This window comes from Haladaptatus ordinarius (genome assembly GCF_054177595.1).
On record NZ_JBPEHH010000081.1, the window covers coordinates 1 to 18,694 of the forward strand.

The 18,694-nt window shown below is 61.9% G+C and carries 19 protein-coding genes, 1 tRNA gene and 1 pseudogene; 10 read left to right on the forward strand and 11 right to left on the reverse strand.

The window, feature by feature from the left end; all coding sequences use genetic code 11:
- Both ACR3FF_RS20620 and ACR3FF_RS20625 read right to left on the reverse strand, forming a co-directional pair.
- Positions 1-453, reverse strand: a pseudogene (locus ACR3FF_RS20620) (transposase); the annotation flags it as partial.
- Between the two features lie 284 nt (positions 454-737).
- Complete coding sequence (locus ACR3FF_RS20625) at positions 738-1,898, reverse strand: aminotransferase class I/II-fold pyridoxal phosphate-dependent enzyme (protein ID WP_458190015.1); 1,161 nt, start codon at positions 1,896-1,898, stop codon at positions 738-740.
- A 164-nt stretch (positions 1,899-2,062) separates the two neighbouring features.
- Here ACR3FF_RS20625 and ACR3FF_RS20630 point away from each other — a divergent pair, with 164 nt between their 5' ends.
- The 5 genes from ACR3FF_RS20630 to menE all read left to right on the forward strand — a co-directional run bounded on the left by ACR3FF_RS20630 (position 2,063) and on the right by menE (position 8,190).
- Positions 2,063-2,959, forward strand: coding sequence for a 1,4-dihydroxy-2-naphthoyl-CoA synthase (locus ACR3FF_RS20630; RefSeq protein WP_458190016.1), 897 nt, complete (start codon positions 2,063-2,065; stop codon positions 2,957-2,959).
- Positions 2,960-3,705: 746 nt separating this feature from the next.
- Positions 3,706-4,455 carry a DNA-directed RNA polymerase subunit epsilon gene (locus ACR3FF_RS20635; RefSeq protein ID WP_458190017.1) on the forward strand — a complete coding sequence of 250 codons (750 nt, stop codon included), beginning with the start codon at positions 3,706-3,708 and terminating at the stop codon, positions 4,453-4,455.
- Between the two features lie 236 nt (positions 4,456-4,691).
- Positions 4,692-5,633, forward strand: a complete 942-nt coding sequence (locus tag ACR3FF_RS20640) for a 1,4-dihydroxy-2-naphthoate polyprenyltransferase (RefSeq protein ID WP_458190018.1) — start codon at positions 4,692-4,694, stop codon at positions 5,631-5,633.
- 20 nt (positions 5,634-5,653) lie between these two features.
- On the forward strand, positions 5,654-6,676 hold the full coding sequence (locus tag ACR3FF_RS20645) for a mandelate racemase/muconate lactonizing enzyme family protein (protein ID WP_458190019.1): 1,023 nt from the start codon (positions 5,654-5,656) through the stop codon (positions 6,674-6,676).
- Complete coding sequence (menE, locus tag ACR3FF_RS20650) at positions 6,673-8,190, forward strand: o-succinylbenzoate--CoA ligase (RefSeq protein WP_458190020.1); 1,518 nt, start codon at positions 6,673-6,675, stop codon at positions 8,188-8,190. Before ACR3FF_RS20645 ends, menE begins: the two co-directional genes overlap by 4 nt.
- Here menE and ACR3FF_RS20655 read toward each other — a convergent pair.
- Complete coding sequence (locus ACR3FF_RS20655; RefSeq protein WP_458190021.1) at positions 8,178-8,774, reverse strand: CHRD domain-containing protein; 597 nt, start codon at positions 8,772-8,774, stop codon at positions 8,178-8,180. The two genes, menE and ACR3FF_RS20655, sit on opposite strands and share 13 nt — an antisense overlap.
- A gap of 96 nt (positions 8,775-8,870) precedes the next feature.
- Here ACR3FF_RS20655 and ACR3FF_RS20660 point away from each other — a divergent pair, with 96 nt between their 5' ends.
- Positions 8,871-9,572 (forward strand): NRDE family protein, encoded by a 702-nt coding sequence (locus ACR3FF_RS20660; RefSeq protein WP_458190022.1) that lies wholly within the window; start codon positions 8,871-8,873, stop codon positions 9,570-9,572.
- 25 nt (positions 9,573-9,597) lie between these two features.
- Positions 9,598-9,948, forward strand: coding sequence for a helix-turn-helix transcriptional regulator (locus ACR3FF_RS20665; protein WP_458190023.1), 351 nt, complete (start codon positions 9,598-9,600; stop codon positions 9,946-9,948).
- A gap of 119 nt (positions 9,949-10,067) precedes the next feature.
- On the opposite strand, the gene ACR3FF_RS20670 is transcribed toward ACR3FF_RS20665, so the two are convergent.
- From ACR3FF_RS20670 to ACR3FF_RS20685, 4 genes are all read right to left on the reverse strand, one after another.
- Positions 10,068-11,072, reverse strand: coding sequence for a DUF8054 family protein (locus tag ACR3FF_RS20670; RefSeq protein WP_458190024.1), 1,005 nt, complete (start codon positions 11,070-11,072; stop codon positions 10,068-10,070).
- A 20-nt stretch (positions 11,073-11,092) separates the two neighbouring features.
- The gene (locus ACR3FF_RS20675; RefSeq protein WP_458190025.1) at positions 11,093-11,773 is read right to left on the reverse strand and encodes a DUF7504 family protein; all 681 of its coding nucleotides are present in this window, start codon (positions 11,771-11,773) and stop codon (positions 11,093-11,095) included.
- A gap of 111 nt (positions 11,774-11,884) precedes the next feature.
- On the reverse strand, positions 11,885-13,066 hold the full coding sequence (locus ACR3FF_RS20680; RefSeq protein ID WP_458190026.1) for a M24 family metallopeptidase: 1,182 nt from the start codon (positions 13,064-13,066) through the stop codon (positions 11,885-11,887).
- A 570-nt stretch (positions 13,067-13,636) separates the two neighbouring features.
- A tRNA-Tyr gene (locus tag ACR3FF_RS20685) sits at positions 13,637-13,710 on the reverse strand.
- Positions 13,711-13,839: 129 nt separating this feature from the next.
- Here ACR3FF_RS20685 and ACR3FF_RS20690 point away from each other — a divergent pair.
- The 3 genes from ACR3FF_RS20690 (at position 13,840) to ftsZ (ending at position 15,944) form a co-directional block, all read left to right on the forward strand.
- A complete protein-coding gene (locus tag ACR3FF_RS20690) occupies positions 13,840-14,388 on the forward strand; it encodes a double zinc ribbon domain-containing protein (RefSeq protein WP_458190027.1) in 549 nt (182 codons plus the stop codon).
- A gap of 183 nt (positions 14,389-14,571) precedes the next feature.
- A complete protein-coding gene (locus ACR3FF_RS20695) occupies positions 14,572-14,751 on the forward strand; it encodes a ribbon-helix-helix domain-containing protein (RefSeq protein ID WP_458190028.1) in 180 nt (59 codons plus the stop codon).
- Positions 14,752-14,753: 2 nt separating this feature from the next.
- Complete coding sequence (gene ftsZ / locus ACR3FF_RS20700) at positions 14,754-15,944, forward strand: cell division protein FtsZ (RefSeq protein ID WP_458190029.1); 1,191 nt, start codon at positions 14,754-14,756, stop codon at positions 15,942-15,944.
- 58 nt (positions 15,945-16,002) lie between these two features.
- On the opposite strand, the gene ACR3FF_RS20705 is transcribed toward ftsZ, so the two are convergent.
- The 4 genes from ACR3FF_RS20705 to ncsA form a co-directional block, all read right to left on the reverse strand.
- Positions 16,003-16,197 carry a hypothetical protein gene (locus tag ACR3FF_RS20705; RefSeq protein ID WP_458190030.1) on the reverse strand — a complete coding sequence of 65 codons (195 nt, stop codon included), beginning with the start codon at positions 16,195-16,197 and terminating at the stop codon, positions 16,003-16,005.
- 27 nt (positions 16,198-16,224) lie between these two features.
- A complete protein-coding gene (locus ACR3FF_RS20710; protein WP_458190031.1) occupies positions 16,225-16,662 on the reverse strand; it encodes an outer membrane protein assembly factor BamB family protein in 438 nt (145 codons plus the stop codon).
- Between the two features lie 23 nt (positions 16,663-16,685).
- Complete coding sequence (locus tag ACR3FF_RS20715) at positions 16,686-17,201, reverse strand: outer membrane protein assembly factor BamB family protein (protein ID WP_458190032.1); 516 nt, start codon at positions 17,199-17,201, stop codon at positions 16,686-16,688.
- 76 nt (positions 17,202-17,277) lie between these two features.
- Positions 17,278-18,294 carry a tRNA 2-thiolation protein NcsA gene (ncsA, locus tag ACR3FF_RS20720; protein ID WP_458190033.1) on the reverse strand — a complete coding sequence of 339 codons (1,017 nt, stop codon included), beginning with the start codon at positions 18,292-18,294 and terminating at the stop codon, positions 17,278-17,280.
- Positions 18,295-18,694 lie beyond the last annotated feature (400 nt).

Below are 18,694 nucleotides of genomic sequence, written 5' to 3' on the forward strand. Positions count from 1 at the left end.
GCAGTACGCTCGGTTCGTCCCGAGGTCAGGGTAGGTGAGAAGGACGTGGTCAGTGTTGGCCGAGCCGTAAAACCGCCACTCGTGGAGATCGATCGCCACATCAACACAATCGGGAAGCAGTCGTTGTGATCGAAGAACGTGAAACAGGCGATCACGGACGCTATCGAACTGGATGTCGATGGCGTCCACGTCCATGTTTCGAAGATGGTAGAGCAAGGATTTCGCAAGAGGATTCCGAGCCGTCGACGTGATGTCGACCGGCTCGGACCGATTCAATTGGACAGTTTTCCCGCCTGTATTCGCAAACTCGTGATCGAAGGCAATTCGAGAGAGGACTTTCTCGAAGTCCTCTCTCGTGTAGGTTCCACACGGTTTGATGCCAAACTCTAGGGACGGGTAAATGAGAGTGGAAGCGGCACGACAAACCTGCTTTGCTTCGGTTGTGTCGACCATGCCAGCGACTACGAATCGAGTTACCAGCTAGGTTCGGCAACTACTGTAAAGGGCGGGACTCTATCCTTGATTCAGGTAGGACTCCTTCTCGCGTCCGGTGAGGCAGTCGAGGGCGTCGGCGAGAGCGTCTCGGTGGAGTCGAACGCTCCCCCCGAATGGCGGAGTTCATGAAGCGCGCGAAGGAAGCGAACGAACAGGAAGAACGGAAAGAAGACCCAACAGAGATGTTCCACAACGAGAAGTTAGACGACCTGTGCTGACTGGCGACCGGACGGTCGTTCCCATCACCGACACTCGTCACTGACCATCCGTTCGAGACGGTCGAGGCCGAGTTCGATTCGCTCCATGCTGTTGGCGAAACTCAGTCGCAGATAACCCTCTCCAGCGTCACCGAAACCGCCGCCGGGTGCCGTGACGACGCCGTACTCGGTCAGCAGTCGCTCGGCGATTTCGAAACTGGTGCCGTCGAGTGCTCTGACGTCGAGAAACGCGTAGAACGCACCCTCCGGACGTGGACAGGATATCTCGGGGATGTCCTCGATGCGCTCAACCAGATAGTCACGTCGCTCTCGGAACGCCGAACACATCTCACGAACCGGTTCCTGTGGCCCCGTCACTGCCGCCAGTGCGGCGTGCTGGCCGATACTCGACGGGCAGGCGGTCGTACTCTCACCGAGGTTCGTCGCCGCTTTGACGACGTCCTCGGGACCGACGAGCCAACCGATTCGCCAGCCAGTCATCGCGTACATCTTCGAACAGGAATCGACAGACAGCACTCCCTCGTAATCCGTGTACGACGCGATGCGTCGGTGGTTGTCGCCGTAGGTCAGGCGAGCGTACACCTCGTCGGCGATGACGTAGGAATCGTACGCCTCGGCGGCCTCGACGACCGCCCGAACGGCGTCCTCGTCGTAGACGCGTCCCGTCGGGTTCGACGGCGTGGTCAGTATGACGGCGGCGGTATCGGCGTTCATCCGTTCGACGACTTTCTCTGGCGCGAGGTCGAACCCGTCCTCGGCCGGAAGCGGAACCTCGACCGGCCGAGCACCCGCCAGTTTCGCCTGATTTCGGTAGTTCGGCCACGCTGGCGTGGGAATCAACACCTCGTCGTCCGGGTCTGCGACCGCCGCGAGTGCCAGCGAAAGTGCCTCCATCGCTCCGTTCGAAACGGAAACCTGCGTTTCGGGGTCGACGACGACACCTGCCTCGTGCTCGATTCGTTCGGCGATAGCGGCGCGAAGTTCGGGGATGCCAGCCCCGGACGTGTAGTGGGTCTCGCCATCCCGTGCGGCCCGTGCGGCTGCGTCGACGACGTGACCGGGCGTGTTGAAGTCCGGTTCGCCGACCTCCAGTCGGACGAGGTCACCGCCCTGTCGCTCTGCCAGTTCGAACATCACGCGGATCTGCGACCGCTCGAAGTCGGTCGCACGCCCAGAAATCTTCATACCCGACCGTCTACCCCTCGGGGCAAGTAGCTTCGTAGTCCCCCCGCAGTTTGCCGGTTTAGGCCGACGGTTTTCGGAATCGGACGCCGTCCGAATCGGATAGAATCCGACGGCATCGGAAGTGGACGGGAACCTATTAGGTCGCTCCGTCTGCAGTTTCGGGCATGGTATCCGAACTCTTCGACGGGGAACGCTGGGAGGAGATCTCGGAGTTCGACTTCCGAGACATCACGTACCACCGAGCGAAAGAGCAGGGGACGGTGCGAATCGCCTTCGACCGCCCTGAAGTGCGAAACGCCTTTCGGCCTGGCACGGTGGACGAACTTTACCGCGCCCTAGACCACGCCAAGCGCCAGTCGGACGTGGGCTGTGTCCTGCTGACCGGCAACGGCCCGTCACCGAAAGACGGCGGGTGGGCCTTCTGTTCCGGCGGTGACCAGCGCGTGCGCGGTGGCTCGGGGTACGAGTACCAGGGAGAGGACGAAGAGAGCGAGGACGCGTCGGAGGCCGGGCGTTTGCACATCCTCGAAGTCCAGCGACTCATCCGTCACATTCCCAAACCCGTCATCTGCGTGGTGCCGGGCTGGGCCGTCGGCGGCGGCCACAGTCTCCACGTCGTCTGTGACATGACGCTCGCGTCCGAAGAGCACGCGAAGTTCCTCCAGACCGACCCCGACGTGGCGAGTTTCGACGGCGGGTTCGGCTCGGCCTACCTCGCCAAACAGGTCGGCCAGAAGAAAGCCCGCGAGGTGTTCTTCGTCGGAAAGACCTACTCCGCCGAGGACGCCGAGGAGATGGGCATGGTGAACGAATCGATACCCCACGAGGACTTAGAGGAGGTCGCACTGGAGTGGGCCGACGAAATCAACTCGAAGAGTCCGACTGCGATTCGGATGCTCAAGTACGCCTTCAACATGACCGACGATGGAATGGTCGGCCAGCAGGTGTTCGCGGGGGAAGCGACGAGACTCGGCTACATGACCGACGAAGCCCAGGAGGGTCGGGACGCCTTCGTGGAGAAGCGCGACCCGGACTTCTCGGAGTATCCCTGGCACTACTAGCCACTTTTTGTCAACCACCTTTTGCGACGGTCGAGAAGCCGCGGTCGCGTGCCGTGGCGCGCGACCGCGGCCCGTCTCCCTGTAAAAGCTGGACGAAAAGCACTCCTCCCTCCCGATGGTCGATCGTCGGCCCGCTCGCTCGTCGCTACGCTCCTCGCTCGCGGTGTCTCAACATCGCAGAGCGATTGTGACGGCTCGGAAGGCCGGAGGTCTTCCGGTGAACCGCCTTTCCGCCGCCACCGGTACTTTCGTAATCGCTGGTGGCTGACCGCCGAAATCGACCGTTTAGACGGGAGCATCGAGTGTCCCGAAATGTACTGACCGAGAGGAACGGCCTCATCGGTCTGCGGTTGTCCCGGCGCACCCGACCTCGCTTTAAGTGATTCTCGTGATAAGGTAAAGATATGGAGGAAGCGAGGTTCGTTCTGATGTACTCTATTTCCAGGTAGCAGGAGCTATCCCCGACGATTTCACTCGTCGCTCTTCTCGAAGCAGTATCTCACGGCATCACGCTCGGTAATACTCACTCGAACGACTGTTCGAGACGGTTGTGCTCTCCGACTCGACTCCGCTTTAAGTGTTTCTCGTGATAAGGTAGAGATATGGACGGAGTGAGGCCGGTTCTGACGACAGTTGACTTTTCGTGAGCACCGCGTATCAGTAGTAAGCGACTGGTGTCAGAGAGCGTGCGACGGCGACCGCCGCAAACCTACCTTTGAACTACCTCGACCGAGTACGGGAGAACGATGCGTCGAGGAGACGGCGACTCACAGACGGCCAGTTGGCAGTGGCAACCCGGAACGACTGCCGAACCGGACGACCTCGGAGACAGACCGCTCAGCCGACTGCCGGGAGACGGCGCAGTCCGACGAGCAGACCTCCAGCGCGACGAGTCGGTTCGGCGCTGGGGGCCGGTCACGCCGAGTGCGACGCTCATCGGACGCGCAGAGTCGCCGGACGCGGACGTAAGCGAGAGCCTTCGCCGACTGCACGAGGAACGCCACTCGGCGATGGCGGGCCACAGCAGCCGGATGCACCACCTGGACAAACTTCGAGTCAGCCACGCGCTCTGTAACGATCTCGCACTGACGCCGTGGCAACGCGACTGCGTCATCGGTATCATGGCGGAACTCGACCTCAGAGCCTTCGGCAGCCAGCGGGCCATCCCGAAGGTCGCACTGGTCGTCATCCGCCACGTCGTCGACCGCGAGCGCGAACACTACCTCGGACTGCACGACGGCGAGTGGATTCGCCAGCTTCCACCCGACCGACTGACCGACCTCTACGACCAGTTCGATTCGCTCACCGACGACGAGCAGTTCACGAACCTCGCGGAGAAACACGGTCTCGACGTGACCAGTCTCAATCGACTCCGGCGGGTGCTCAAAGACCAGATAGACGAACGGGGAATCGAGTTCGCCGTCCACGGTCGGAACCCGCACCGCGACCCGAACCTGCCGAGTCTCACGAGCGGAGGAGACCGGAGCAAGAAGTGAAAGCGAATAGAGTGGACTCTCGGCGGTAAGAGAACGCTACCGGTGAGAATCGAAAGAGAAGAATCCGAAGGAACCTTCCTCGTATCTACCCGTTGTCGCGAGAGACGCTTAAAAGAACGTTACGGAACCCTCCCTCGCCGAAATGGGCCCCTGTGATTTCGTGACCGTCCAGAGGACACCGGACTACCCTTCGAAACCGTAGACGCTATACACCACTCGCTAGAACTACCACGGTAATGACCGAAACGGCGACCGAAATCTCTCGCACGAAGGCGTGGCTGATGGCTGCACGGCCACATACCCTCCCGGCCGCCGCCGCGCCCGTCATCGTCGGGGTTGGTCTCGCCGTCCACGAAGGGGTGTTCGCTCCGCTTCCCGCGCTCGCCGCCTTCCTCGGCGCGGCGCTCATCCAGGTCGGCACCAACTTCGCCAACGACTACTACGACGCCGTGAAGGGCGTCGACACCGACGAACGGAAGGGATTCACGCGCGTCACGCAGTCGGGGCTCATCCCCCCTGGAGAGGTGAAACGCGCGATGTACGGCACCTTCCTGCTCGCCATCCTCGTCGGTGTCTATCTCGTCTACGTCGGCGGCCTGCCGATACTCGTCGTTGGCCTCGCCAGCGTCGTCAGCGGCGTCGCCTACGCAGGTGGCCCGTATCCACTCGGCTCGCACGGACTGGGCGACCTCTTCGTCTTCGTCTTCTTCGGTGTGGTCGCCGTGATGGGCACCTTCTACGTGCAGACCGCACAGGTGCTCGCCATCCCCCTCTCGCTCTCGCTCCCCGCCGGAACGGTGACGTGGCAATCGTTCCTCGCGAGCCTTCCCGTCGCCGCCATCTCGACGAACATCCTCGTCGTGAACAACGTCCGCGACCTGGAGACCGACCGAAAGGCTGGCAAGAAGACGCTCGCGGTGCTCATCGGGTACCGAGCGAGTCGCGCCGAGTACGTCGGAATGGTGGCGCTCGCGTACCTCGTCCCGGTCTACTTCTGGACGAGCGGTGCGTTCGGGTTCGGCGTCCTCTTGCCCCTGCTCTCGGGGCCGTACGCGGTGATGGTCGCACGAACGGTGCTCACAGAGACCTCAGGTGACGCACTCAATCCCGCGCTCGAACAGACCGGCAAACTACTGGCCATCCACTCCGCCTTGTTCGCCCTCGGAATGGTGCTGTGAGAAACGACGAGAGCCGAACTATGAGAATCGAAACGCTTGAATTTTCGCTCCCGCTCGCCTCGCCGCTCGACACGGCGCGCGGTACGATCGACCATCGAGAGGGTATCCTCGTCCGAATCGAAGACGGCGAGAAGGTCGGAATCGGTGAGGCGACGCCACTGCCGGGATGGACCGAATCGCTATCGACCTGTCGGGCCGCCCTCGCCGACGTCGACGACCCCGTGACCGGTCTCGGTGACCTCGAATCGACGCCCGCGGCCCGTCACGCCCTCTCGCTCGCGCTCGGTGACCTCCGAGCGAAGCGGGCAGACGAACCCCTCTGCCAGTTCCTCGGCGGGCCGAACGACGTCGACGCCGTCCCCGTCAACGCGACCGTCGGGGACTGTCCTCCCGACGAGACGGTGGCGGCGGTGAACGATGCGGTCGAGGCCGGCTTCGAGTCGGTGAAAATCAAGGTCGGTGTGCGCTCGGTCACGGAGGACGTGACTCGGTTTCGAGCAGTCCGTGACGCAGTCGGCTCGGAAGTGGAACTCCGCGCCGACGCGAACGGGGCGTGGTCACGCGCGCAGGCGCGCAATGCGTTTCACAAACTCGACCCACTACGAGTGGCCTACGTCGAACAACCACTCGCACCGGACGACCTCGACGGTCTCGCCGAACTTCGGGGGCGGTCGGTCCGCGTCGCGGTGGACGAATCTATCGCCGAAACCTCCGTTACGGAGGTGCTCGATGCCCGCGCTGCCGACGTGGTGGTCTGTAAACCGATGGTGGTCGGCGGACCGGACAGAGCGGTCGAAGTCGCAAAACGGGCCCGCGATGCGGGCATCACGCCGGTCGTGACGACGACCATCGACGCGGTGGTCGCTCGAACGGCGGCCATCCACGTCGCGGCGGCGATTCCCGACCGGCCGGCCTGTGGCCTCGCGACCGGAACGATGTTGGCCCGCGACCTTGGCCCAGACCGAACGCGAGTCGTGGACGGAGCGGTCAGCGTCCCGCAGGAACCGGGCAACGGCGTCACCGACACGTGGGGACAGCTATGAAAGGAACACCTAGGAGGGAGACGACGACGACCGATTGGCTCGCACATCGGGCTGCGATATCGCCGGAAAAAGTCGCTATCGTCGAGGCGACGGACGGCACCGAGTGGACGTACGCAGAACTCGATGTGGCAGTCGACGAGACCGCGAGGAAACTCGCCGGACTGGGTCTTCGGGCGGGCGACCACCTCGGCGTGCTGATGGAGACTCGGATGGCGGCGGTCCGACTCATCCACGCCGCGATGCGACTCGGCTGCGTGCTCGTCCCGCTGAACGTCCGACTCGCGACACCCGAACTCGGGCGTCAGGTCACGGCGACAGACCTGTCGGCCCTCGTCTGCGAGCGAGAGACCGAGTCGGTCGCACACGAGGCCGCCAGTGACGTGCCCGTCGTCTCCGTCGATTCGCCCGACTGGACAACGCTCGGTGAGCGCGAGCGATCCGATTTCACCACGGCAGAGTGGGCACACGACGACCCACTTGTCATGTTGTTCACGTCGGGGACGACCGGAAACCCGAAACCGGTCGTGCTCACGATGGGGAATCTGCTGGCGAGCGCGACCGCCTCCGCGTTTCGGTTGGGCGTCCTCCACGACGACCGCTGGCACCTCTGTCTCTCGACCTACCACATGGGTGGTCTCGCGCCACTCCTGCGGTCGACGCTGTACGGGACGGCGGTCGTCGTACAGGAGGGGTACGACCCCGGGGAGACGCTAGCCTCCCTCCACGAGTACGAGGCGACCGGTATCTCGCTCGTGCCGACGATGCTCCGACGACTGCTGGATTCGGGCGACCTCCCTGACTCGTTGCGGTTCGTCCTCCTCGGGGGTGCACCTGCACGCGACGACCTCCTCGCGGAGTGTGTGACCCGCGACGTTCCGGTCTTTCCGACGTACGGAATGACCGAAACAGCCTCGCAGGTTGCCACGGCTAGACCGGACGAAGCGTTCGCCCACGTCGGAACCGTCGGACGACCACTCCTGTTCACCCGGGTCACGGTCGTCGGCGACGACGGTACCCCCGTTCCGGCGGGCGAACCGGGCGAACTCGTCGTCTCCGGGCCGACTGTGATGGCAGGGTACTACGGTAACGCCGACACGACCGACGAAGCCTTCGGGGAGTACGGTCTCCGAACCGGAGACGTAGGATACCGTGACGACGGTGGTCGAATCTGGGTGCTGAATCGACGCGACGACCGCATCGTTACCGGGGGCGAGAACGTCCACCCCGGCGAGGTCGTCGACGTACTACGCGACCATCCCGAGATTCGGGAGGCCGCCGTCGTCGGCATCGAAGACGAAGCGTGGGGTGAACGAGTCGGTGCGCTCGTCGTGCCGAAATCCGACGCGACGGTCACGCTCGAATCGGTTCGTGCGTTCTGCGAGGGACGACTCGCTGGCTACAAACACCCTCGCGTGGTCGAAACCGCCGCCGAACTACCGCGAACCGCGTCGGGGACGATAGACCGCGACGCAGTCCGTGAACGTCTTCAGGACCGTCCCCGCTACGACTCTTGAACCTGCAGGTCGATGGAATGGTCGAGGCTGAACCCGTCGTTCGCGGTGACGCCGACTCGTTCTCGAAATCGAATCTGCGCGTTCGAGACGGACGAGAGCTGGCCCCGTACCTCCCCTGCCGGATTCGATTCGGTGTGAACGTTGACGTAGGCGTTGCCGTTCTCGATTACATCGACGAGTGCGTCGAGCGAACGGCCGTCCAGCGGGCCGACGAGGTCGCCCGCGAAAAATCGTCCCGTCGAAAGCACGCCGTCGAATCGACCCGGAATCTGCTGTGGCTGTCTCGCCTGCGGGTCGGGATACAACCACGTGACGACGGGACCGTTCGTCTCCTCTCCGCCGCGATGGATGTGCGCCTGCGTGACGTTCTCGATGCCGGCAACGAGCAACACGAATCGCACACCCTGCTCCTCTCGGGCGAACACCGCCGTCCCCTCGGCGTCCGTCTCGACCGATTGCGGTTGCTGGTCGCCCGTCATTCGTCCCGCGCTGAACGTCGTCCCGTCTTCTGACTGTGCGGTGACGACACCTGCACCCATGGTCAGAGATGCCCCCGTTTTGAGCACGTCTCGTCTGTCGAGCATGTGTTTACCCCCCCAAGAGATGACGGTTCGGTCGTGTATAAGCGGCGGGGCCGTGCGCGACGAATCCTTTTATTCGGTGCCCCGCTACGGTTCAGTGTGTGCACACTCATCGTCGCGTGGCAGGTGTTCGATGGGACGCCAATCGTCGCCGCTGCGAACAGAGACGAGGCGCTGTCACGGCCGTCACGCCCACCCGACGAGCTAGACCGGAGACCGACCGTCGTTGCTCCTCAGGATACGGAGGCCGGTGGCACGTGGGTCGGCTACAACGAACACGGTCTATTCGTCGGCGTGACGAATCGCCGGGCAGAATTGACGGGAGAACGCTCCCGCGGACTGCTGGTTCGAGACACGCTCGGTCACGAGTCGGCTCCCGACGCTCTCCACTTTGTCCACGACGAACTCGCGGAGCGTGAGTTCGCGGGATTCAACCTCTTCGTTGCAGACGCCCGAGAAGCGACCCTCCTGGAGTGGGACGGAGTGCTCGAGACGAGACATCTCGACCCAGGAATCCACGTCGTCGTCAACGAGGGCCTAAACGACGAAGCGGCCAAATCCGAGCGCATTCGGGACGCAGTCCACCCCGACCCGGGCGAGGTCGTGTCACTCTCAGCGTGGCGTGACAGAGCGAAAGACGTGCTCCGTGACCACGAAATCGGCGCGTGCGTCCACGGCGAGGGGTACGGCACTCGCTCGTCGTCGGTCGTGACCATCGACGCCGACGGAACCGGGCGGTACGAGTTCGCCGATGGGCCACCCTGCGAGACGAACTACGAAGACGTGGAAAGTCACCTTTAAACGCCCGCCCGTCCCTGTATGGAACATGAGCACGGCTACGTCCGAGGAAAACCTCACGGAGGACGAGTACGCAGGTCTCGAACTCGTCCGCGAGACGGGCGGTATCCACCAGAGCGATTTCTGGAAACGGCTCGACGTCTCCTCGCGGAAGGGGAGTCGAATCATAGAATCGCTAGTGGAAAAAGAACTCGTCCAGCGCCAGGAAACCGTCTACGACGGACACAACACCTACTTCGTCACGCCTGCCGCCAAAGACCTCGATTTCTCGTTGCTGATGGCGGGTGACATGCTCTCGCCGTTCATCGGGGAAGAGGAGATAGACCCCGAGAGCGACGCCTTCTCGCAGTGGATAATGAATCTCGCCTACGAGGAGTAACGCGCGTTACAGCGAGAGCGACCACCGGAGACTCTCGCGGGACCGTTTTTCTCCGTTCCGAATCGATCACTGAAACCGTCGTCCATCGAGTCGGTGTCTGCCCGATGCGGACTGCAGAGTCACTCCCCTAACTGTTCGTCCAACCCCCACTCCGCGGCCTGGCGCTCCGCTTCGGCCCGTGCCTGCTCCTGTATCGCGGCGATTTTCTCGTCGTCCTCGAGAAATGCCTCTACCGCGCTCGTCGACTCTCCGTCTCGGTCGTCCCGTTCGAACGACGCTGTCGGGGCACGGTCGCGTGTTCGCACGGCCAGTTCCGGGTCGCCCTCCAGTCGCTCGGCGGGCATCCCCGGCGGAATCCGTCGGTCGTCCGCGTCGTGAACTGCGTCCAGTTCCTCGGGGGGGCGTTCGAACGACCCTACGACGAGTCGGGGTGTTGCTCCCGGAACCACTTCGGCACCGAGATAGTACGCGAGAGAAACCACCGGGTAGAGATGTTCGCGGTCGGGTGGAACGACGAGTCGAACGTCCGTCTCTGGACGGGTGAGGTCTGGAGGAGCGGAAAACGCATCGGCGCGCTCTACGAGCGGTGGATGACCCCGAAGCGTCGGGAACGACCGTTCGGGACTGGTCGTCTTCAGTGCCGACCCGAACAGGGACACCGCTCGCATCGCATCGCGCACGTCGTCGGTGACGGTTATCGTCCCTGCCGGACGGTCGTGATGGGAACGTGCCCCGACGCGAACCGTCTTCGCCTCGTCGAAGCGAAACACGGCCGAAGAGTCCGTGTATTCGATTCGGCACGCGCCCGTGACGGAGAGATAGAGTTTCATCGGGGTCGTGGTCAGTTCGACGAGATACCCATCGGCAGCGAGCGTTCGGTCGCGTCCGTCCGCGGTTTCGACTACCATCGACCCGTCCTGTCTCCGAACAGTGACCGGAATCGGTTTCGGAACTTCGAGGGTGGTCGTTTCGATAGCGACTGCGGCATCCACGGGGAAGTAAAACGAGGTCGGTTCGACGGGCGTCGGCCGAACTGACTCGGGCGTAAACAGCGCGAACCGGACGTTCTCGATGGGGTCGTGGATATCGAGACCATCGCGGTCGGGGTGAGGCTGAAACTCCATGGTAAACTGCCGTGATTGTATTACGATATCTCCACCCAGCGAGTGGTTTCGTCGAGTGCGGGAACGTGCCACCGCTGTTCTGCTCTGGCGGGGCGTTTACGGAGTTCGATTCGAGCGTCGAACAGCGGTGACAGTTCGTCTACGAGCGGGTCGTCGTCGGAGATGCGGAGGTGGTAGTGAGCCATTCCGGACATTCCACGGACGAGCCCCGTGAGACTTCGGAGAAACTGACTGAGAGACATCTGGTCGTCGTCTCCGGGGAGCGTCGCAATCGAATCGAACCCGAGACGAAGTTCGGCGGGGTCGAATCCGTTCACCCATTCGTCGTGTTCCCCGATAGTGGATATCAACTCCGTACGGAACGACTGTCGTTCGAACCCCAGCGGGGCAGTGCTCGCCGTCGTCGCCTTCCCTCGATAGTCCGGTCGATGGTCGACGACACACGTGTTCGAGTCGTTTCGTGAGGCCGAAACGTAGGCGTCGGCGTCGAGCGAACTCGGGTCAGTGAGTGCAAGAACGCGCGTTCGCTGCCCTCGTCCGAAGAGCGTTCGACTGAACGCGGCACTGGTCTCCTCGGGGACGTTCCCGGTGACGAGTAGATTGCTGCCGTGTGTTTTCAGCCCTGTGAGCCACTCGGTGAATGTCACGTTCGATTCGTAATCCTCGCCCAACTTGCTCTGAAATTCGAGGCGAGAAGCCATTGTTAAGGAGAACGTATCGAGCTAAAATAAGGGTTCGGGGCGGTTGCCGCCTGGGGTGACCGTTCGATTCGAAGACGCTCGGCTGTCGACGGTGGACGATACCGTTCGTCCTCACCACTCGATGACGTTCGATTCGAGGTCGCGGGGGAAGTAGGTCAACGTCTCCGTCCCGTCCTCTGTGATAGCGACCGTGTCGGAGTGACGATAGCCGTAGGTGTCGGTGTAGAGTCCCGGTTCGATGGTGTAAACGTGACCAGGTTCCATCTCGGCGTCTCCCTCGTCCACGTGTTCCCCCCACCCTCGGTCGATGTAGGGCGGTTCGTGCCCACCCATCCCGATGTTGTGACCGACGTGATGCTGAGCGAGGTCGGTGACACCTTGCTCTTCGAAGTAATCCCACACCTGCTGGTCGACGTACGAGAGGGAGACACCGGGCCCCAGTGCGTCGATAGCGATCGTCTGGGCTTCGAGCATCAACTCGAAGTAGTGTGTCTGCTCGTCCGTCGGGTCACCGACGAACATGGTTCGTTCCAGTTCGGAGTAGTAGCCATCGACGTTCGCGGTCGCACCTGTGACGAGCACGTCTCCCTCCTCGATTCGGCGGTTCGCGGTGTGTCCGTGTGGGAGGGCAGTCTGGGGTCCCGTGATGTAGCCAGCGCGTGCCGGGCCGTCCCCACGCGTGCGCGGAACGTAGCTACTACCGAGCGTATCGAGCATCGCGCGGGACGCATCGGTCGATGCCTGTTGGCTGACGGTCGCCGGGTGGACGCCGGGTTCGGTGTAGTCGGCGAGATACTGGTGAGCGAGATTCCCCCACTTCGCCGACTCGCGGATGAGCGCGACTTCGGTGTCGGATTTCGCCCAGCGCATCCGACCCACCCAGTCCTGCGATTCGACCTCGACGAACTCCGAGAGTGCGGGGCCATCGTATCCCATCGTCCCCGGTGCGCCGTCGGCGTCCGCCACGACCGTCTCCGCGTCGAGGTCGGAAAACATGTCGGCGGCGACCTGTATCGGCTTTCCACCCGGATAGTCGAAGTAGTGATGTACCGCGTCGATACGCGGGTTCGATTGGACGCGCTCGACTTCGAGTCGCGGCACCGTGATTTCTATCCGGTCGTCCGTCACGGCGAGAACCACTGGACGCTCGGTCTGGATGTGATCGAAACCGGTGAGATACTCGATGCTCGTCGCACCGAACCAGACACCGGCGTCGACACCCTGTTCGTCTATCTTCTCACGTACGTCGGCGATCCGGACTTCGAACTCCGAATCGGGAACACGTGTTGGCATACGTGAGCGTTTGCGTGTGTGTCGTAAAAGCGTTCACGTGGCGGAAATGTACCCTGGGGTGGTGGAGTCGAAACAGGAGACAGACCGGAACGCGGTCGAACTGCCACTGCGCTGGATGGCCTGGGCGGTACCCCGACCGGCGTCGATACTCAAAGTCGACGTGACTGGGGGCTTCGTAGGTGGCGTATTACATCGTCTCCCATCGAAATAATTATAGTTCGCAGAAACACCCGAAACCCATTCAGAAACCATTGAAAACCCCGTTTTCGAGCATTCGAGAAAACCCCAGGACGTCTCACACAATCTAATTGTCATGTAGGGGCTGAGAATCGCGGGGCAGCGCCGTCGACACTCCAGCCGCAACTCGACAGACCGGTTCGAAGCGAATCGGAACACTGCGAGGCGTGCTCGTGTCACTGCGCGACTCCAGGTGCAGTTGGTAATAGAATCGAAAAACGAGTCCGCCCTCCCCGATTCGAACGTCGTGAGACGTTCCGGGTATGCGGCCTCTGGCCGTTCCAGGCTTCGACTCACTGGCTCAAATCGTGTCGGTTGGAGTTTCGAGGAAAATCCGCCCTCCCCGATTTGAACGGGGGACAAGTCGATCTACAGTCGACTGCTCTACCAGTCTGAGCTAAGGGCGGGCACGCACTCACACCTATCCCGCTGTCGGACTTAAGAATTATTATTCGGGGACGCGCACTGGTAAGACAGAAAGATTAAAGTATGATTGCCTGTGTGTATCGGGATACGAACCTCTCCAGGTGGCCGACATGAGTAAAATAACGTTTCGCGCGGACGACGACCTGGTCGAGCGTATCGAATCGCTCGACGCCTCGAAGAGCGAGGTAATGCGAGAGGCTCTGCGCGAGTATTTGGACGGCCACAGCGTGAGCGAAGAGCGGGCCGAAGGAACCCTCGATGCGGCGGTCGCAGAACGCGTCGATGCGCTTCTCGACCAGCGGCTCGGTGACTCGCCCGCACGCGACAGCGCGCAAGACATCAACGTAAACGTCACCGTTGAGGGGAGTTCCGGCGAGGTCCGAGCGCGCGAGGGGACACCGGAAGCGAGCAACGTGTCAGAAGCGGACGATACGGCGGAGCCGGTGCGTCAGACGACCGTCGACAGCTCTCAGACGACGAACACGTGCGGGCAGTGTGGCGAATCGCTGGAGTCGGGACACGTCTACTGTCCGAACTGCGGTGAGAAAGCGACACACCGCGTGTTCTGTGACTGTGGTGACGAACTTCGGTCGGACTGGGCGTTCTGCCCCGGCTGTGGTCGGAGAACGCCGTCGGCAGACGTTCTGGACTCCCCGTAAAACGTACGTTTTACAATCGCCGTTAATTATATATACTGTGGGTTTGTGGATACATTCACGTAAGACGATTGTCTTACGCCGGAACAAAAGCGGTCGAATATTAGCGTCTCGACCACCCAAGCGGCGTAAGACGGACGATTCAGTTCGGTGCGTGTCGTCTTACCAATAAAGGGGAAGACACCTATGGAGCGCGTGACACTACGAATCCCGAAACAGCAAATCGAAGAGGTCGAACAGATGGTCGAAACCGGCGAGTTCCCGAACCGGAGCGAAGCAATCCGGGCTGCCGTCCGAGACATGCTCAACGAGCACGACAGCGCGGGGACTGAGACCACGAACAAGCGTACGTGGGCGAAGGTGTGACGATGCAGGATATCGTTCAAGAAGCACTAGAAAACGCCGAGTCCGAGCAGCGAGAGATGGACGCCGCAACGACGGGCGACGAGTTCGGTGACCCAAGAATCGTCATCGTCGGCTGTGGTGGCGCGGGGAACAACACCATCAATCGACTGTACAACATCGGCGTCGATGGCGCTGACACGGTCGCTATCAACACGGACAAACAACACTTGAAGATGATCGAGGCCAATACGAAAATCCTCGTCGGGAAGTCCCTGACGTCCGGCCTCGGCGCTGGCGGTGACCCGCAGATGGGAGAGCGTGCGACGGAGATGGCACAGGGCACCGTCAAGGAAGTACTCGGCGACGCCGACCTCGTCTTCGTGACCGCAGGTATGGGCGGCGGAACGGGTACCGGTGCAGCACCGGTCGTCTCGAAAATCGCCAAAGACCAGGGCGCTATTGTCGTGGGTATGGTCTCGACGCCGTTCAACGTTGAGCGCGCACGCACGGTGAAAGCCGAAGAAGGTCTCGAGAACCTTCGCAACGAGGCCGACTCCATCATCGTTCTCGACAACAACCGCCTGCTCGATTACGTCCCGAACCTGCCGATTGGGAAGGCGTTCTCGGTGATGGACCAGATCATCGCCGAGACGGTGAAAGGTATCTCGGAGACGATTACCCAGCCGAGCCTCATCAATCTCGACTACGCAGACATGACGTCCATCATGAATCAGGGTGGCGTCGCGGTGATGCTGGTCGGCGAGACACAGGACAAGAACAAGACCGAAGAGGTGGTACGCGACGCGATGAACCACCCACTCCTCGACGTCGACTACCGCGGGGCGTCGGGCGGTCTCGTCCACATCACTGGTGGCCCAGACCTCACGCTGAAAGAGGCAGAGGGCATCGCAGCCAATATCACGGAACGTCTCGAAGCGAGCGCCAACGTCATCTGGGGCGCACGCATCCAGGAGAACTACAAGAACAAGGTTCGCGTCATGGCCATCATGACCGGCGTTCAGAGTGCACAGGTGCTCGGTCCGACGACACAAAAGCAGGCCAACCGTTCGCGTGAGAAGATGCGCGACGTGGAAGCACAATCGTTCGACGCAAGTAACAACGTCGACAGCGTTCAGGGCAGAACCTTCGGCACGCAAAGCGACGGCGGCCGCGACGAAGTCGAGCAGAACAACGGTCTCGACGTCATCCGATAGACGGTCGAACGCTGCTGTATTACACTCCGATTTTTCACAGTCGAGCGAACGAGCGACGTCAGTCTAACGCGAGGAGAAGGTACTTGCGTTTCTCGGTCCGTGCCACGACGTAGAGAGAGCCATCGTCTAACACTGGGCCTGGACCGACGCGACCGTAAAACGATTTCTCGAATCGAAGAGCAGGGCCGTCTTCGAACAGTCCCGATTCGGGGGTCGGGTCGAACGCGTACAATTTGTCACCGTCGACGAACAACGTATCGCGACCGAGAGCGGGGCCAGTCTATCGCCAATCCCCCTTGTCGTGTTTCCACGCGCGCTCGCCGCTCTCGGGGTCGATGGCGCGTATCCCCCGTGTCCCAGCCGCGTAGAGGTGATGTTTGACAGCCAATCCTCCGCTCGCCCATCCCGTCTCGGTCTCCCAGTCGACGTTCAGCAGCGGTGGATTTTCGAGGGAGATTCCGCACGTCTTCCCGTCCAGACAGTTGACGTAGATACCGTCGGTGTCCGCGGTCGGTGGAGCATGCGGCCAGGAGGGAAGGTTCCACTCTCCGTGGCCAGTTCCATCGTCGTCGAGGAGGTACAGTTTCCCTGCCTCGGTGACGAACGCGACGCTAAATCCGCTGTATACCGGCGGCGAACCGAGGACGGTACCGAACAACTGGCGTGACCAGTCGCTATCTCCGGTTCTCGAATCGACTCGAACCACCGTTTCACCCACGGGAACGTAGAGCCACTCCCTGTTCACCGATGGGGTTCGGACGAGCCCTGTCGCCCCGAACGTCCGTTCCCACTTCGTCTCGCCAGTCTCTGCATCCAGTGCGAGCAGTCGGTTGCTGAGGCATGCGTAGTGATTCCATCACGAACGAGCGGTGTCGCCCGCACGTCGGCACCGCTCTCGTCGTCTTTTCGCCACAGTTCGGTTCCGTCGGCCGCGTCGTAGACGACGAACATGGACGGAGTGGTGACGAAGACTCGACCGTCGGTGACGAGTGGTTCCTGATACGTCGTCTGTGGGACCTCTACCCGCCACTTCTCGGAGACGCCATCGACCGGGGCTTTCCCGTCGGCGACGGTCCGTGTATTACTGGCGTTACAGCCGAAACTCGACCACTCGCCGTCGGCCTCGTAGACGTGTTTGTCGGGGTCCGTCGATTGGGTCGAACCGGGTTCCGGAGGGACGTCGGCCCTCGTCGCGCACCCGGCAACTGCCGTGGTCGTCGCACTGAGGACGGCGAGGAATCGTCGTCGTGAGGCCATATCTGTGGCGTCGGTGCAGTAGATGATAAGTTTTCTTCACGACCCTTTCGGTCACGAATCCCGTCCGGCCCGACTCTCAGACCGCGTGAATCGCGTCCACCAGGGCGCACTTCCGGCACACGTCGCTCGTCGTCGATGCCCCACAGCGTTCACACTCTCCGAGTTCTCGGGACCCCTCGTCGGCGCCGAACTCGTCTGCGGCGAGTGCGGCGAGTTCTTCGTACCCCGCCATGATGGAGTGGCGGGTTCCAGGGTGGTTCTCTTCGAGCGAGAGCATCAGCTGCTGTATCTCCCCGCGATAGGCTTCGCTGGAGTGTGGACACTCGGTGATGTGTGCGGGGAGGCTCTCTAGCTGAGCGTAGAGTGCGACCTCCTTCTCCGGCACGTCGCGGAGTGGTTTCGCACGCGGAACGAACGCCTCCTGGTCGCTCCTCGTTTTCGAAGCGTCATCGTCCGACTCGGTCGACGAGCGGGGGTCACGTTCTTCGAACCCGCCGAGACTCGCGTCGAAGTGTTTCGCTATCTGCGCGACGTCGCCTTCGAGGAAGTTCATCAGCGCGGTTTCGGCTTCGTCGTCCAGATTGTGGCCCGTGAGCAGTTTGTCCGCACCGTACTCGTCGGCGTACTTCGAGAGGAGGTCCCGGCGAAACACGCCGCAGTACGCGCAGGCGGCCATGTTCTCGGGGTCTTTCTCGACCACGTCGTCCATCCGCACGTCGAACTCCTCTTCGTAGCTGACGACCTCGTGGCGGATGTCGAGGTCGTCGGTGAGTTCGAGACAGGCCTCCAGACTCTTATCGCGGTAGCCTTCGATACCCTCGTGAATCGTCAGCGCGACCAGTTCGACGCGAGGGTCGTTGGCGAACGTGTCGTGGAGAATCTTCGTGAGAACGACGCTATCTTTCCCGCCCGAGAGACCGACCAACCACGTCTGGGGGTCCTCGGGTGAGGCAGTTGCGGGGAGCAAATTGTCGTCCCGGATTCGCCGTCGAGTCCGCTTTTCGACCGACCGACAGAAGTGGTCGTCACAGAGGTGAAGGCCCGAGTACGCCGCGTGCATTACCGCCTCCCGGTCGCACTTATCGCAATCCATTACGTGTCGCTTGCGTCGCTGGGCGTTTCATGGTTTCGCTCCTGAATAAACCAGATACCGCTATAGCAAATCGGAGGATGGTCGGTGCGTCACAAGTTCGGGATCTCAAATTCTACAAACCACTAGAGTACTGATATCTTGAGAGAACAGCGGTAGCAACCGCTGTGACCGACATTGTTCACCGATGGTTCTGAATCAGTCGTTTCGACGACTCATGTGAAGTGCTGATAGCGCTCCTGACTCGTGTTCAGGACACGATGCAAGCCCAAATCACACCCGTAGTCGACGACGCCCCCGCCCTAGCGGGGGCGATCGTCGTTCACGCCCAGAAACTTTGTGAAACCGCTGATCACCTCTGGCGTGTCCTTTCCGACGTCTCGATCCCGACTGAGCCACTTAC

Coding starts and splice junctions, on each gene's coding strand:
- ACR3FF_RS20625 (WP_458190015.1), bottom strand. CDS start 1,898: ATGAAGATTTCTGGGCGTGCGACCGACTTCGAGCGGTCGCAGATCCGC.
- ACR3FF_RS20630 (WP_458190016.1), top strand. CDS start 2,063: ATGGTATCCGAACTCTTCGACGGGGAACGCTGGGAGGAGATCTCGGAG.
- ACR3FF_RS20635 (WP_458190017.1), top strand. CDS start 3,706: ATGCGTCGAGGAGACGGCGACTCACAGACGGCCAGTTGGCAGTGGCAA.
- ACR3FF_RS20640 (WP_458190018.1), top strand. CDS start 4,692: ATGACCGAAACGGCGACCGAAATCTCTCGCACGAAGGCGTGGCTGATG.
- ACR3FF_RS20645 (WP_458190019.1), top strand. CDS start 5,654: ATGAGAATCGAAACGCTTGAATTTTCGCTCCCGCTCGCCTCGCCGCTC.
- menE (WP_458190020.1), top strand. CDS start 6,673: ATGAAAGGAACACCTAGGAGGGAGACGACGACGACCGATTGGCTCGCA.
- ACR3FF_RS20655 (WP_458190021.1), bottom strand. CDS start 8,774: ATGCTCGACAGACGAGACGTGCTCAAAACGGGGGCATCTCTGACCATG.
- ACR3FF_RS20665 (WP_458190023.1), top strand. CDS start 9,598: ATGAGCACGGCTACGTCCGAGGAAAACCTCACGGAGGACGAGTACGCA.
- ACR3FF_RS20670 (WP_458190024.1), bottom strand. CDS start 11,072: ATGGAGTTTCAGCCTCACCCCGACCGCGATGGTCTCGATATCCACGAC.
- ACR3FF_RS20675 (WP_458190025.1), bottom strand. CDS start 11,773: ATGGCTTCTCGCCTCGAATTTCAGAGCAAGTTGGGCGAGGATTACGAA.
- ACR3FF_RS20680 (WP_458190026.1), bottom strand. CDS start 13,066: ATGCCAACACGTGTTCCCGATTCGGAGTTCGAAGTCCGGATCGCCGAC.
- ACR3FF_RS20690 (WP_458190027.1), top strand. CDS start 13,840: ATGAGTAAAATAACGTTTCGCGCGGACGACGACCTGGTCGAGCGTATC.
- ACR3FF_RS20695 (WP_458190028.1), top strand. CDS start 14,572: ATGGAGCGCGTGACACTACGAATCCCGAAACAGCAAATCGAAGAGGTC.
- ftsZ (WP_458190029.1), top strand. CDS start 14,754: ATGCAGGATATCGTTCAAGAAGCACTAGAAAACGCCGAGTCCGAGCAG.
- ACR3FF_RS20715 (WP_458190032.1), bottom strand. CDS start 17,201: ATGGCCTCACGACGACGATTCCTCGCCGTCCTCAGTGCGACGACCACG.
- ncsA (WP_458190033.1), bottom strand. CDS start 18,294: ATGGATTGCGATAAGTGCGACCGGGAGGCGGTAATGCACGCGGCGTAC.